Source organism: Lysobacter enzymogenes (assembly GCF_017168095.1).
Taxonomy (GTDB): domain Bacteria; phylum Pseudomonadota; class Gammaproteobacteria; order Xanthomonadales; family Xanthomonadaceae; genus Lysobacter; species Lysobacter enzymogenes_D.
Genome location: NZ_LXSD01000383.1, coordinates 6601 through 20901, shown reverse-complemented (window position 1 = coordinate 20901; position 14301 = coordinate 6601). Strand labels below are relative to the sequence as shown.

The window sequence follows — 14301 nt, the reverse complement described above, 5'->3', positions numbered from 1 at the left end:
CGGCCGCCGCGGCCGGGCGCGCGAGCAGCGCGAGGGCCACGCACGCGGCGAGCATCGAGGCGCGCAGCGCGGCGCGGGCGGCGTTGCGATCGGGACGGTGGGAGGAGTCGAGGGCGGGCGAGCGCGGCGGGATGGCGCGGATGTGCGGGTGGCGCGAAGTCATGGCGGCCTCCGTTGTGATCGGTACGGACCGATCGGCATCGCAGGCGCCAGGGCGCAGCGCGGCCGCGGCGCGGCCGCCATCGATTGTCCTGAGTCCCCCGATGCCGGCCGCCGCCCGGGTTCGCTGGCGCGGGCGACGCATCGGCCATCGCAGGCTAGGCAGCGATCGCCGACAAAGCACTCATCCAGCTTCACCTCCGCTCACTTGCGATCACCGTCGCATTACGCACGAGCGCGTGCGACGCGCAGAAACGACGACGGCGGCCGCAGCCGCCGTCGTTTCGCGTTTTTCCCGGCCGCTCGGGCCGTCGGCGCGCGCCTCAGCCGTTGGCGCGCACGATGGTGCACAGATAGCCCATGCCGCGCACCGCGCGCAGCGGCAACGGCAGCGGGCTCATCAGCGCGACCTTCTTGCGCAGGCGGTAGATCAGCATTTCCAGCCGATGCGGATCGAAGTCGTAGACATCGTTGGTCAGCGAACCGATCAGGCTGTCGTGCGAGACCGGATGGCCGCCGGCGCCGGTGTTGACCAGGCGCAGCAGCACGCTGCGCTCGGGCGCGCTGAGGTCGATGCTGGCGCCGTCGGGCGTGCGCAGGGTCCAGCCGTCCAGGGCCAGTTCCCATTCGGGCTGGCCGCCGCCGCTGCGGGTCGGCAGCGCGCGCATGTGGTGCTGCAGGCTGTGCATCGCGGTGACCACGGTGGCCAGGCCGTCCAGGTCGACCGGCTTGCGGAAGCAGGCGTCGGCGATCTCGTGGTAGCCGTCGGACTGTCCGCCGTAACCGGCCTCGGCATCGAGCACGATGATGCCGATGTCCGAATGCTGGCGCAGGTGCAGGGCGACGTTGCGCGGGTTGTCGTCGGGCAGGTCGCTGGCGATGACCGCGATGTCGCACGGCGCGCTCAGCAGGTTGCGGTACAGCGCGGTGGCGTTGGCGCATTCGACGATGGCGAACTGGCGCGTGAGCAGCGAATGCTGGATCTGCTGGCGCAGATGCGGATCGCGCTCGACCACGGCGACCCGGCGGCTGTTGCGGTGGTCGGCGCCGTTGACGCCGGCGCCGGGGTGGACTGGTGAAATGGCGGCCATCCTGATGTCCCCTGTTGATCGAACTCCAAGCTGTTTCGGTGAGCAGAAACAGTGCCGTCGATATCCAATATCAGATTAATGGGGGTCCATTGGAATCTAATGTGACATAAATCGTCGTTCGCAAAAACCTCACTAAAAACAGGCAATTAATGCTCAATATTTAGATCGTGATAACGGATCTGATGTGGTCCTTGTGCGCTCCAACGTAAGAAGGGCGGCGCACCGGACACGGTACGCCGCCCTCTTTGCGCGGGACCGGCATACACCGGTCGCGCGGGTCTCACCGATGGCTGCGAGGCTTATTTGGCCTTGCCCGACCCGGCCTTGCCCGGCTTGGCCGGCGCGGTCAGCCCGCGGCGCTCCAGCAGCGGCTGGATCTGCGGCTCGTGGCCGGCGAAATCGCGGAACAGCTGCAGCGCGTCCTTGCTGCCGCCGCGCGAGAGCAGGGTGGCGCGGAAGCGGTCGCCGTTCTCGCGGGTCAGGCCGCCGTGCTGCTTGATCCATTCCACCGTGTTGGCGTCGAGCACTTCCGACCAGATATACGCGTAATAACCGGCCGCATAACCGCCCATGATGTGGCTGAAATAGGTGGTGCGGTAACGCGGCGGCACCGGCGGGTAGTAAATGCCGTCCTGCTTGAGCGAGGCGGTCTCGAACGCGATCACGTCCTTGGCCGCCGGCACTTTCGCCACGTCGCCGATCTGGTGGTAGTTCTGGTCGAGCATCGCCGCGCCCAGGTATTCGGTGGTGGCGAAGCCCTGGTTGAACTTCGACGCCGCCAGCACCTTGTCCAGCAACTCCTTCGGCATCGGCTGGCCGTTCTGGTAGTGCTTGGCGTAGTTGGCCAGCACCGACGGCCAGTCGGCCCACATCTCGTTGACCTGCGAGGGGAACTCGACGAAGTCGCGCGGCACGCTGGTGCCGGAGAAGTACGGGTACTTCACGTTCGAGAACATGCCGTGCAGGGCATGGCCGAACTCGTGGAACATGGTGGTGACCTCGTCCCAGGTCATCAGCGTCGGCTTGCCGGCCGGCGGCTTGGGGATGTTGAGGTGGTTGGCCACCACCGGCAGGGTGCCGAACAGCTCGGACTGCTCCACGTAGGAGTTCATCCACGCGCCGCCGCGCTTGGAATCGCGCGCGTACATGTCGGCGATGAAGATCGCCAGCTGCTTGCCGTTGGCGTCGAACACGTCGTAGGCGGTGACGTCGTCGCGGTACAGCGGCAGGTCGGTGCGCTGCTTGAACTTCAGGCCGTAGAGCTGGCCGGCGGCGTAGAACACGCCGTTTTCCAGCACGTTCTTCATCTCGAAGTAGGGCTTGAGCTCGGCTTCGTCGAACGCGAACTTCTCCTTGCGCACCTTCTCGGCGTAGAACGCCCAGTCCCACGGCTCGAGCTGGAAGCTCTTTTCGCCCTTGGCGGCCTGTTCCTTGTCGATCATCGCCTGCAGGTCGGCGGCTTCGCGCTTGGCGTTGGCGACCGCGGCCGGAGCGAGCTGGCCGAGCATCTTGTTGACCGCCTCGGGCGACTTGGCGGTCTCGTCCTCGAGCACGTAGGCCGCGTAGTTCGGGAAGCCCATCATCTTCGCGCGCTGCGCGCGCAGCGACACGACCTTGGAGACGATGGCGGTGTTGTCGTACTGGTTGCCGCGGCTGCCGCGGATCACCGAGGCCTTGTGCAGCTTTTCGCGCAGGGCGCGGTTGGTCAGGTCGGTTTCCGGCGGCTGGCCGGTGGTGTTGAGCAGGGTCAGCAGGTACTTGCCCTGCAGGCCGCGCGCCTTCGCGGCTTCGGCGGCGGCGGCGATGCGCTCGTCGGACAGGCCGGCCAGTTCTTCCTTGGTGTCGACGACGATCGCCGAATCCTTGACCTCGGCCAGCACGTTCTGGCTGAACTTGGCGCCGAGTTCGGCCAGCTCGGCGTTGATAGCCTTGAGCTGGGTCTTCTGCGCGTCGCTGAGGTTGGCGCCGGCGCGGACGAAATCGGAGTGGTAGCGCTCGATCAGACGCACGCTCTCGGCGTCGAGGCCGAGCGAGGCGCGCTTCTCGTACAGGTCCTTGATCCGCGCGAACAGCTTCGGATTCAGCGAGATCGCGTCGCGATGCGCGGCCAGCTTGGGCGCGTAGGTCTGCTGCAGCTTCTCGCGGGTCGGGTTGGTGTCGGTGCCGGCGAGGTTGAAGAAGGTCGAGACCGAGCGGTTGAGGATCTGGCCCGAACGCTCCATCGCCACGATGGTGTTGTCGAAGCTGGCCGGCTCGGGGTTGTCGGCGATGGCGGCGACTTCCTTGAGCTGGTCGGCCATGCCGCGATCGAAGGCCGGCGCGAAATCGGCGTCCTTGATCTTGTCGAACTGCGGGAACTGCAGCGGCAGCGGGCTGGGCTGGAAGAACGGGTTGCTGGCGGAGGTGTCGGGGGTCGGGTTCACGGCGGAATCAGCCTTTGCAGTCTGGACCTTCGCGGTCTTGGCCTGGGCATTGTGGACGACGCCAGGAACGGTGGTGATCAGCGCCGCGGCCAGGGCCAGTGCGAGCGGGTGCTTCATCGTGGAACCTCGTGGAAAGTGAAGCCCACAGGGTACTCAAAAGTGTCCGCGGCCAGCGCATGACGAATGGCACTGTCGCCGGTTCGGGGCGGATTTAGCACGGTCGTTCGCAAATGCTCGGCAAAAACCGCAATGCGCCGGTCTTAGCGATTGACACTGCCATAGGGCAATGTGATCCTTCGAACCCGAGAATCGGACTTAAAACCAAGATTTTTCGGGCTTTTTTGCAGTTGGCCGTCGGCTTGCCGGTTTGGCTCACGACCTTCGGGTCGCAGGACTTTTCGAGTAGATAGTAATGTCGCAAGGGAATGTGGCGCTCGTGCCCGCCCCGGCCGCTCCCGGGGGGATGGCACCGGATTCGTCGTGGATGGGGCTGGTCCTGCTGGCTCAGTTCCACGGCATCGCGGCCGATTACGGCCAGTTGATCCATCGCTACGGCGGCAGCGGCGAGCCGGCCGACGAGACCTCGCTGCTGCTGGCCGCGCGCGAGCTCGGTTTCAAGGCCAAGGTGGTCGCGCAGCCGGCCGAACGCATCGACAAGGCGAGCCTGCCGGCGCTGGCGCTGGTGCCCGGCGGCGCGGCGTTCGTCGTCGCCAAGGTCGGCGTCGAGGGCGTGCTGATCCACGATATCGAGCAGCGCCGTCCTCTCAAGCTCAGCCACGAGGAATTCCGCGCCCGCTATGCCGGCCGCCTGCTGCAGGTCGCCTCGCGCGCCTCGGTGCTGGGCGAACTGGCGCGCTTCGACTTCAGCTGGTTCGTGCCGGCGGTGGTCAAGTACCGCAAGCTGCTGCTGGAAGTGCTGGTGGTCTCGCTGTTCATTCAGCTGTTCGCCCTGGTCACGCCGCTGTTCTACCAGGTGGTCATGGACAAGGTGCTGGTGCACCGCGGACTGACCACGCTGCACGTGATCGTGGTCGGCTTGGCCTCGATCGCGGTGTTCGATGTGATCCTGTCGGGCCTGCGCACCTACGTGTTCGCCCACACCACCAGCAAGATCGACGTCGAGCTCGGCGCGCGTTTGTTCCGGCACATCCTGTCGCTGCCGCTGGCCTATTTCGAGTCGCGCCGCGTCGGCGACACCGTGGCGCGGGTGCGCGAGCTGGAAAACATCCGCAGCTTCCTCACCGGGCAGGCGCTGACCTCGGTGCTGGACCTGCTGTTCACCGTGGTGTTCCTGGCGGTGATGTTCTTCTACAGCGGCTGGCTGACCCTGATCGTGGTGCTGTCGCTGCCGCTGTACGCGCTGTGGTCGGCCGCGATCACCCCGGCGCTGCGCAAGCGCCTGGACGAGAAGTTCGCGCGCGGCGCCGACAATCAGTCGTTCCTGGTCGAAACCATCAGCGGCATCGGCACGATCAAGGCCACCGCGGTCGATCCGCGCGTGACCCGCACCTGGGACAACCAGCTCGCCGGCTACGTCGCGGCGGCGTTCCGGGTGACGCGCCTGGCCACGCTGGGACAGCAAGGCGTGCAACTGGTGCAGAAGCTGGTCAGCATCGCGATCCTGTTCTGGGGCGCGCAACTGGTGATCGACGGCAAGCTCTCGGTCGGCCAGTTGATCGCGTTCAACATGCTGGCCGGGCAGGTGGCCGCGCCGATCATCCGCCTGGCCCAGCTGTGGCAGGACTTCCAGCAGGTCGGCATCTCGGTGCAGCGGCTCGGCGACATCCTCAACACCCGCACCGAGCTGCCCGGCAGCCGGCTGGCGTTGCCGCCGATCCGCGGCCGGGTGACGTTCGAGAACGTGAGCTTCCGCTACCGTCCCGACGCGCCGGAAGTCGTCGCCGGCATCGACCTGGACATCGCCGCGGGCGAGGTGATCGGCATCGTCGGTCGCTCCGGCTCGGGCAAGAGCACGCTGACCAAGCTGGTGCAGCGCCTGTACGTGCCCGAGCGCGGGCGGGTGCTGGTCGACGGCCACGACCTGGCGCTGGCCGATCCGGCCTGGCTGCGCCGCCAGATCGGCGTGGTGCTGCAGGAGAACTTCCTGTTCAACCGCTCGGTGCGCGAGAACATCGCCCTGAGCGATCCCGGCCTGCCGCTGGAACGGGTCGTGCATGCGGCCAAGCTCGCCGGCGCGCACGAGTTCATCGTCGAGTTGCCGGAAGGCTACGACACCAAGGTCGGCGAACACGGCACCGGCCTGTCCGGCGGCCAGCGCCAGCGCATCGCCATCGCCCGCGCGCTGATTGCCAATCCGCGCATCCTGATCTTCGACGAAGCCACCAGCGCGCTGGACTACGAGTCCGAACACGCGGTGATGTCGAACATGCAGGCGATCTGCAAGAACCGCACGGTGCTGATCATCGCCCACCGCTTGTCGACGGTGCGGCGGGCCGACCGGATCGTGGTGATGGAGAAGGGGCGCATCGTCGAAAGCGGCGCGCACGCCGAATTGCTCGCGCGCACCGACGGCATGTATGCGCGCCTGCACCGTTTGCAGCAGGGATGAGGCGATGAAACACGTCGTGCAAGCCTGGGGCGATTTCGCCAGGCGTTATTTCGCGGTGTTCCGCGCCGCCTGGAGCGCGCGCCGGCAGCTCGACCCGCCGCCGCGCAGCGCCGACGAGCTGGCGTTCCTGCCGGCGCATCTGGAGCTGATCGAAACCCCGGTGTCGCCGCTGCCGCGCTGGACCATGCGCATCATCGTCGCGCTGTTCTGCGTGGCCGCGCTGTGGGCCTGCCTGGGGCGGCTCGACATCGTCGCCGTGGCGCCGGGCAAGACCGTCGCCGGCTCGCGCACCAAGATCGTGCAGCCGGCGGAAACCGCGGTGGTGCGGCGGATCCTGGTGCGCGACGGTCAGGCGGTGAAGCGCGGGCAGTTGCTGATCGAACTCGACGCGACCGCGGCCTCGGCCGACTTTGAGAAGGCCGGCGAGGAACTGATCAACGCGCGCCTGGCCGCACTGCGGTTGAAGGCATTGAGCGCGGCGATCGAGTCCGGGCGCAGCCCGGTGCTGGAGCCCGGCGACGGCCTGCCCGCGGCGCGCTACGAGGCCGCGCGGCAGCTGGCGGTCAGCCAGTTCGAGGCGTACAACGCGCGCAAGCTCAACCTCAGCGCGGCCATCGCCCAACGCCAGGCCGAGGCGCAGACCGTGCAGGCGCTGATCGGGCCGCTGGAACAGTCCGCGCAGATCGCCCGCACCCGCGCCCAGGACTACGGCAAGCTGGTCGAAGGCCGCTACGTCGGCCGTCACGATTATCTGCTGCGCGAGCAGGAACGCATCGCGGTGGAGCGCGACCTCGCCGCCCAGCGCAGCCGCCTGCACGAAACCCAGTCGGCCTTGAGCGGCGCGCGCGAGGAACTGCGCGCGCTCACCGCCGACACGCGGCAGCAGGCCCTCGACGGCCTGCGCGAGGCCGACGAGCGCATCCGCCAGTACGCGCCGGAAGTCGCCAAGACCGGCCAGCGCGATCGGCTCATGCAACTGCGCGCGCCGGTGGACGGCAGCGTCCAGCAATTGGCCGTGCACACGGTCGGCGGCGTGGTCACGCCGGCGCAGCCGCTGCTGGCGGTGGTGCCCAGCCGCGAGGCGCTGGAAGTGGAGGCGACCGTGCTCAACAAGGACATCGGCTTCGTCCGTCCGGGCCAGGCGGTGACGGTCAAGATCGACAGCTTTCCCTACACCCGCTACGGCTATCTCACCGGCACGGTCGAAAGCGTGTCCCACGACGCCGCCCAGGACGAGAAGCTCGGCCTGGTGTTCCCTTCGCGCGTGCGCCTGCACGGATCGAGTTTCCTCATCGACGGAGTGCGGGCGAACCTGACGCCGGGCATGAGCCTGAGCGTGGAGGTCAAGACCGGCAAGCGGCGGGTGATCGATTACCTGCTCAGCCCGTTGCAGCAGCATGCGGGCGAGGCGTTGCGCGAGCGCTGATCGGGCGGCGCCGGAATGGTCGGCCAGCGGCGGCCGGCCTCGAACCGGGCGCCGCCTGTCGATGCGCTCATCGTTCCTGCGCACCGATAAACCGCGGCCAGGCCCTGCGCCCGTCTTCATCCGCAACCGACCGCCCGCCTGGCCAGTCGCTCAAAGCGCCGGTCCAGCCCGGCCGTGACTATCCTCCCGTGTCGCCCCGCGCCGCGGGCGCCTACACTCGCGCAGGCAGCCACGCAGGGAGACAGCGAAATGGAACCGACCACCGCGCCGACCGCCCAGGCCTTCGTGCCGATGGTCCACGTCGCCAGCGTCGCGCGCGCGGCCGAGTACTACGCCGTGCTGGGCTTCGCCATGGGCAATTTGCACCGCGTGCCCGAATGCGGCGAGGAGCCGGTGTGGGCGTGGATGGAAAGCCCCGGCGGCGCCGAGTTCATGCTGGTGCGCGCCGACGGTCCGGTCGATGCCGGCGTCCAGGCGGTGCTGTTCTATGTCTATTGCGACGATGTCGACGCCATGCGCGAACGGGTGATCGCGGCCGGCTACGAGGCCGGGCCGATGGGCTACCCGTTCTACCGTCCACGCGGCGAGTTCCGCGCGCGCGATCCCGACGGCTATGTGCTGATGATCACCCACAGCCAGGACTGAGCGGTCCCGTGCGGCCCGGCCGTCGCCCATTTTCCCGATCCCTTCCTCCCCTCATTCCCTCCTTTCGACCGAGCCCGATCCCATGACCTTCCCGCGCTTCTCCCTGCCGCGCCGCACCCTGGCCCTGGGCCTGCTGCTGAGCCTCAGCGCTTCGGCGCTGGCGGCCGAAACCACGCGTTACCTGGCCCTGGTCGACGGCGGCAAGCGTGCCGGCCAACAGGTCGTGACCCGCGCCGACGACGGCACGGTCACGGTCGAATTCGTGTTCAAGGACAACGGCCGCGGCCCCGAGCTGAAGGAGACCTACACCCTGGCCGAGGACGGCACCTACCGCCGCTACGCGGTGCAGGGCACCTCGACCTTCGGCGCCAAGGTCGAGGAGAGCTTCCAGCGCGACGGCGACACGGTGAGCTGGAAGACCAAGTCCGACCACGGCCAGATGAAGGTCTCGGGCACCGCGCTGTACTCGCCGCTCGGCGGCACGCCCGCCGGCCTGTCGGTGGCGCTGGGCGCGCTGGCCCAGCGCAGCGACGGCCGCTTGCCGCTGCTGCCCGGCGGCAGCCTGAGCTCGCGCAAGCTCGGCGAAGCGCAGGTCACCCGCGACGGCAAGAGCCAGACCGTGCAGTTGCTGGCGTTGACCGGCCAAGGCTTCACCCCGAACTTCGTCTGGGCCACCCAGGAAGCGCGGCCGCGCGTGTTCGCGCTGATCTATCCCGGCTTCCTGCAACTGATCGAAGACGGCTGGCAGGCCAACGCCGACGCCCTGGAAACCCGGCAGAAAGCCGCCGAAGGCGAACTGCTGGTGGACCTGCGCAAGAAGCTCGGCCACGACTTCGCCGGCGCCACCCTGATCACCGACGTGCGCGTGTTCGACAGCGAGAAGGCGACGCTGGGCGCGGCCACCGACGTGCTGGTGCGCGACGGCAAGATCGTCGCGGTCGGCAAGGCCGGCAAGGACATCCAGCCCGAGCGCCGCATCGACGGCCGCGGCAAGACCCTGCTGCCGGGCCTGTTCGACATGCACGGCCACGTCTCGCGCTGGGACGGCGGCCTCAACATCGCCGCCGGCGTGACCACGGTGCGCGACATGGGCAACGACAACGCCACCTTGCAGCAGATGATCGGCGAGATCCGCGACGGCACGCTGATGTCGCCGAACGTGGTCCCGGCCGGCTTCATCGAAGGCGAGAGCGACTACTCCGCGCGCAACGGCTTCGTGATCAAGAACCTCGACGAAGCCAAGAAGGCGGTGGACTGGTATTCCGAGCACGGCTATCCGCAGATCAAGATCTACAACTCCTTCCCCAAGGCGGTGCTGCGCGACACCGTCGCCTATGCGCACAGCAAGGGCATGCGGGTGAGCGGGCACGTGCCGGCGTTCCTGCGCGCGCAGGACGTGGTCGACCAGGGTTTCGACGAGATCCAGCACATCAATCAATTGCTGCTGAACTTCTTCGTCGACGACAAGACCGACACGCGCACGCTGCAGCGCTTCTATCTGGTGGCCGAGAAGACCGCCGGCCTGGACCTGGATTCCAAGCCGGTGCAGGACTTCATCGACACGCTGGCGGCCAAGAAGATCGCGATCGATCCGACCCTGGCCACGTTCGAGTTCCTGCACCAGCGCGAAGGCGAGCTGTCGCCGATCTTCGTCGCGGTCGACAGCCACCTGCCGCCGGACGTGCAGCGCGGCCGCCGCGCGGCGGAGATGAATATCCCCGACGACGCCACCTGGCAGCGTTACAACAAGTCCTACGACAAGGCGGTGGAGTTCGTCGGCCGCGCCTACAAGGCCGGCGTGCCGCTGCTGGCCGGCACCGACGAGGTACCCGGCTTCACCCTGCAGCACGAGCTGGCGCTGTACGTGCGCGCCGGCCTGACCCCGGCGCAAGCGCTGCAGGTGGCGACCTGGAACGCGGCCAAGGTCGCGCGTGTGGACGGCGACCGCGGCTCGGTCAGTGTGGGCAAGCGCTCGGACCTGATCCTGATCGACGGCGACCCGACCCGCGACATCGGCGACCTGCGCAAGATCGCGCTGGTGCTGCAGGGGCGGACTGCGTATTTCCCGAGCGAGGTGTATGCCCAGCTCGGGGTGAAGCCGTTCGCGGCGCCGGCGAAGGTGGTTCCGGCGAAGTGAGCGGGGTGGGCAGGTAGCGCGTTCGCCTGGTTTTTCCCTCGCCGCGGGTTGAGGCCCGCGGCGGGGCGCGAGGGAGGCAAGCCGAAGCAAGATCAAAATGGATTCCGGCTTTCGCCGGAATGACGGAGGGGGCAACCGGCGCTGGCGCTGGAACGACCGCGCCCCTCCCCCGTCATTCCGGCGAAAGCCGGAATCCATTTTGATTTTCGCCCCCTTCCGGACCGCCGCCGTCCAGGCCGCCGCCCGCCAGGCCAAGTCGCTGCTCCGAGCAGGACCTCCCCCGGCGGGCGCCTGTTGGAGTACGGGCTCTTTAATGATTTGGTAACATTCGCCGGTCAATGAGCCGACCACGGCGCGGGCCGATCCGCGTCACGGCCGCCAAGGGGCGGTCCGATCGACCCACGCCGTCCTGAGCTCGCGCCCCGTCCCCCGACCCAGGGAGCGCAACGCCGCGGCGGTTTCCCAAGCACTGGCGCCGCGCGCGCCTCGTCCACCGAGAAACCCGACCATGCCCAAGCACCTTGGCGCTCCCCGCCGTCATGCCCCGCGCAGCCACAAGCTCGCCCTTGCCGTCGGCCTGACCTTCGCTTCCGCCGCCGCCTTCGCCCAGGATGCGCCGCCCGCCGCCGCCGCGCCCGCCGCCGGCGAGGCCAAGACCCTCGACGCGCTGATGGTGACCGCCCAGCGCAAGGTCGAGCGCGCCAAGGACGTGCCGGTCGCGCTCACCACCGTCGACCGCGAAAAGCTGCACGTGCTCGGCTCCGGCGGCGGCGACATCCGCTTCCTGTCCGGCCGCCTGCCCAGCCTCAACATCGAATCCTCGTTCGGCCGCGCGTTCCCGCGCTTCTACATCCGCGGCCTGGGCAACACCGACTTCGACTTGAACGCCTCCCAGCCGGTGTCGCTGGTGTACGACGACATCGTGCTCGAGAACCCGCTGCTCAAGGGCTTCCCGGTGTTCGACCTGGAGAACGTCGAACTGCTGCGCGGCCCGCAGGGCACGCTGTTCGGCCGCAACACCCCGGCCGGCGTGGTCAAGTTCGAATCGGCCAAGCCGACCCGCGAGCTGGAAGGCTACGGCCAGATCTCCTACGGCACCTACGGCACCACCAACTTCGAAGGCGCGATCAGCGGCCCGCTGAGCCAGAACTGGTCCGGCCGCGCCTCGGCGCTGTTCCAGCGCCGCGACGACTGGGTCGACAACACCAACCCCAACGCGCGCAGCAACAAGAAGCTGGAAGGCTACGACGAGTCGGCGCTGCGCCTGCAGCTGCAGTACGACGGCAGCGACACCTTCCACGCGCTGTTCAACGTGCACGCGCGCCGCCTCAACGGCACCGCGCGCCTGTTCCGCGCGATGCTGTTCAAGAAGGGCACCAACGATCTGTTCGACGGCTTCGACGTCGACAAGGTCGGCATCGACGGGCGCAACTTCCAGCACCTCAAGACCTTCGGCGCCAGCGCCAAGCTCAGCTGGGACCTGTCCAATGAGCTGACCCTGTACTCGATCACCGGTTACGAAACCGCCGATTCGCTGAGCCGCGGCGACATCGACGGCGGCGTCGGCGCCGCGTTCCTGCCCGGCGGCAGCACCCCGGCCGGCATCCCGTTCACCGCCGAATCGGCCGACGGCCTGCCCGACCACCGCCAGTGGACCCAGGAATTCCGCCTGGAATCCAACTACGCCGGCCCGTTCAACTGGCAGGCCGGCCTGTTCTACTTCGACGAAGACATCACCGTCGACAGCCTCAACTACGACACCCTGGCCGGCGGCGTGCAGGCCGGCCACGCCCAGCAGAAGCAGCGCAACAAGGCCTGGGCGGTGTTCGGTTCGGCCGAATACGCGGTCACCAACCGCTTCAAGCTGCGCGGCGGCCTGCGCTATACCCAGGACAAGAAGGACTTCGCCGCCAGCGTGCTGCAGAGCGCGCCGTTCGGCGCGCCGGTGTCGGGCCCGTTCAAGGTCAACACCGATGTCGACGACGTCAGCTGGGACGTCAGCGGCGTGTTCCAGGCCACCGACGCGGTGAACCTGTACGCGCGCGTCGCCAAGGGCTTCCGCGCGCCGAGCATCCAGGGCCGCCTGCTGTTCCAGACCCCGCCGCAGCCGTCGGTGGCCGACGCCGAGAAGGTGATTTCCTACGAGGCCGGCGTGAAGGCCGACCTGTTCGACAAGCGTGCGCGCCTGGGCGTGGCGCTGTTCCGCTACAACGTCGACAACCAGCAGATCAACGCCGTCGGCGGCGCGCTCAACCAGACCATCCTGCTCAACGCCGACAAGACCGTCGGCCAGGGCGTCGAGGTCGATTTCGACGCCTACGTCACCGACAACCTGATGGTGACCTTCGGCGCCAGCTACAACGACACCAAGATCAAGGACGCCAACCTGTTCGTCGCCCCGTGCGGCGGCGGCTGCACCGTCACCGATCCGCTGGTGGTGCGCAACGGCCAGACCCTGGCGGCGATCGACGGTAACCCGCTGCCGCAGGCGCCCAAGTGGGTCTACAACCTGACCGCGCGCTACAGCGTGCCGCTGGCCAACGGCAACGAGTTCTACGTGTTCACCGACTGGGCCTACCGCAGCGAAGTGAATTTCTTCCTGTACGAGTCCAGGGAGTTCCGCGGCAAGTCGCTGACCGAAGGCGGCCTGCGCGTGGGCTACATGTGGGACAACGGCCGCTACGACGTGGCGGTGTACGGCCGCAACATCCTCGACCAGGTGCGCGCGGTCGGCGGCATCGACTTCAACAACCTGGTCGGTTTCGTCAACGACCCGCGCATCGTTGGCGTGGAGTTCAAGGCGCAGTTCTGATCGCGCCTGGATCGGCATGAGTCGATTCGCGCGAACGATCGCGAAAACGGCCCGCTTCGGCGGGCCGTTTTTTTGCCCGCGCTTCGGACCGCTGCTTCGGGCCGCCCGAGGCCTGCGCCTGTGGGAGGGCCTTCAGGCCCGACGCTGTCGTGCCAGATCATGGCGACCTGAGCCAAGAGCGTCGGGCCTGAAGGCCCTCCCACACGAGCCGGGAGCACGAGCCTGAAAGCGCCGCACCGGCGAAGCGTGACTTCGGTGGCGGCATCGCCCGGCAAACCCCGCGCCGACGCGCTATCGTGGCGCCACCTCCTCCCGCCGCGAGCGCCGCCATGACCACCGCCTACGATTTCTCCGCCGTCGACATCGACGGCCGCGACCAGTCGCTCGATCGTTACCGCGGCAAGGTGTTGCTGGTCGTCAACGTCGCCTCCAAGTGCGGCTTCACTCCGCAGTACACCGGCCTGGAAAAGCTCGAACGCGACTATCAGGCGCGCGGGTTCGAGGTGCTGGGTTTCCCCTGCGACCAATTCGGTCACCAGGAACCCGGCGACGAGGCGGAGATCAAGGAATTCTGTTCGCTGACCTACGACGTGACCTTCCCGATGTACGCCAAGGTCGACGTCAACGGCGACAAGGCGCATCCGCTGTGGAAGTGGCTCAAGGACGAGAAGGGCGGCTTCCTCGGCATCGATGCGATCAAGTGGAACTTCACCAAGTTCCTGATCGGCCGCGACGGGCGGGTGCTCAAGCGCTATGCGCCGACCGACAAGCCCGAATCGATCGCGGCGGACATCGAGAAGGCGCTGGCGGCCTGATGCCCCACAAAAGCTGGCGCCCGTTCCCGACCGTCATCCCCGCGAAGGCGGGGAACCAGAGACTTCAGAGTCCTGCCGCGGTGAAGCCCTGGATGCCCGCCTTCGCGGGCATGACGGTAGGTGGGTTTCGCGGCGGGCGGGTTTCGCCGCGTTGCTCCATATCGTCATCCCCGCGAAGGCGGGGATCCAGAGACTTCAGAGTCATGCCTCGGTGAAGCCCTGGA

8 protein-coding genes and 1 pseudogene are annotated in these 14301 nt (G+C 67.9%); 6 read left to right on the top strand and 3 right to left on the bottom strand.

Annotated features, from left to right (window positions below; all coding sequences use genetic code 11):
* Nucleotides 1–482: 482 nt before the first annotated feature.
* Both A7A76_RS15640 and A7A76_RS15635 read right to left on the bottom strand, forming a co-directional pair.
* Entirely contained in the window at nucleotides 483–1250 is a 768-nt protein-coding gene (locus A7A76_RS15640; RefSeq protein ID WP_206412052.1) for a response regulator transcription factor, read from the bottom strand.
* Between the two features lie 299 nt (nucleotides 1251–1549).
* Nucleotides 1550–3790: a M3 family metallopeptidase gene (locus A7A76_RS15635; protein ID WP_206412051.1), complete on the bottom strand. Its 2241-nt coding sequence runs from the start codon at nucleotides 3788–3790 to the stop codon at nucleotides 1550–1552.
* Between the two features lie 295 nt (nucleotides 3791–4085).
* On the opposite strand from A7A76_RS15635, the gene A7A76_RS15630 reads away from it, so the two are divergent.
* The 5 genes from A7A76_RS15630 (at nucleotide 4086) to A7A76_RS15610 (ending at nucleotide 13262) form a co-directional block, all read left to right on the top strand.
* Entirely contained in the window at nucleotides 4086–6242 is a 2157-nt protein-coding gene (locus tag A7A76_RS15630; RefSeq protein ID WP_428995167.1) for a type I secretion system permease/ATPase, read from the top strand.
* 4 nt (nucleotides 6243–6246) lie between these two features.
* Nucleotides 6247–7668 carry an HlyD family type I secretion periplasmic adaptor subunit gene (locus A7A76_RS15625; RefSeq protein WP_206412049.1) on the top strand — a complete coding sequence of 474 codons (1422 nt, stop codon included), beginning with the start codon at nucleotides 6247–6249 and terminating at the stop codon, nucleotides 7666–7668.
* Between the two features lie 249 nt (nucleotides 7669–7917).
* Nucleotides 7918–8313: a VOC family protein gene (locus tag A7A76_RS15620; RefSeq protein WP_206412048.1), complete on the top strand. Its 396-nt coding sequence runs from the start codon at nucleotides 7918–7920 to the stop codon at nucleotides 8311–8313.
* A gap of 82 nt (nucleotides 8314–8395) precedes the next feature.
* Nucleotides 8396–10450 carry an amidohydrolase family protein gene (locus A7A76_RS15615; RefSeq protein WP_206412047.1) on the top strand — a complete coding sequence of 685 codons (2055 nt, stop codon included), beginning with the start codon at nucleotides 8396–8398 and terminating at the stop codon, nucleotides 10448–10450.
* A gap of 508 nt (nucleotides 10451–10958) precedes the next feature.
* On the top strand, nucleotides 10959–13262 hold the full coding sequence (locus A7A76_RS15610) for a TonB-dependent receptor domain-containing protein (RefSeq protein WP_206412046.1): 2304 nt from the start codon (nucleotides 10959–10961) through the stop codon (nucleotides 13260–13262).
* A 122-nt stretch (nucleotides 13263–13384) separates the two neighbouring features.
* Here the strand turns inward: A7A76_RS15610 and A7A76_RS26720 are convergent.
* Nucleotides 13385–13465, bottom strand: a pseudogene (locus A7A76_RS26720) (DUF6053 domain-containing protein); the annotation flags it as partial.
* 126 nt (nucleotides 13466–13591) lie between these two features.
* Between A7A76_RS26720 and A7A76_RS15605 the strand changes: the two are divergent.
* Nucleotides 13592–14077: a glutathione peroxidase gene (locus A7A76_RS15605; protein WP_096377606.1), complete on the top strand. Its 486-nt coding sequence runs from the start codon at nucleotides 13592–13594 to the stop codon at nucleotides 14075–14077.
* The last annotated feature ends 224 nt before the right edge of the window (nucleotides 14078–14301 follow it).

Bases quoted from the DNA above. Each gene is read 5' to 3' on its own strand.
- A7A76_RS15635 (WP_206412051.1), bottom strand. From the start codon at position 3,790: ATGAAGCACCCGCTCGCACTGGCCCTGGCCGCGGCGCTGATCACCACC.
- A7A76_RS15620 (WP_206412048.1), top strand. From the start codon at position 7,918: ATGGAACCGACCACCGCGCCGACCGCCCAGGCCTTCGTGCCGATGGTC.
- A7A76_RS15605 (WP_096377606.1), top strand. From the start codon at position 13,592: ATGACCACCGCCTACGATTTCTCCGCCGTCGACATCGACGGCCGCGAC.
- A7A76_RS15615 (WP_206412047.1), top strand. From the start codon at position 8,396: ATGACCTTCCCGCGCTTCTCCCTGCCGCGCCGCACCCTGGCCCTGGGC.
- A7A76_RS15630 (WP_428995167.1), top strand. From the start codon at position 4,086: ATGTCGCAAGGGAATGTGGCGCTCGTGCCCGCCCCGGCCGCTCCCGGG.
- A7A76_RS15640 (WP_206412052.1), bottom strand. From the start codon at position 1,250: ATGGCCGCCATTTCACCAGTCCACCCCGGCGCCGGCGTCAACGGCGCC.
- A7A76_RS15625 (WP_206412049.1), top strand. From the start codon at position 6,247: ATGAAACACGTCGTGCAAGCCTGGGGCGATTTCGCCAGGCGTTATTTC.
- A7A76_RS15610 (WP_206412046.1), top strand. From the start codon at position 10,959: ATGCCCAAGCACCTTGGCGCTCCCCGCCGTCATGCCCCGCGCAGCCAC.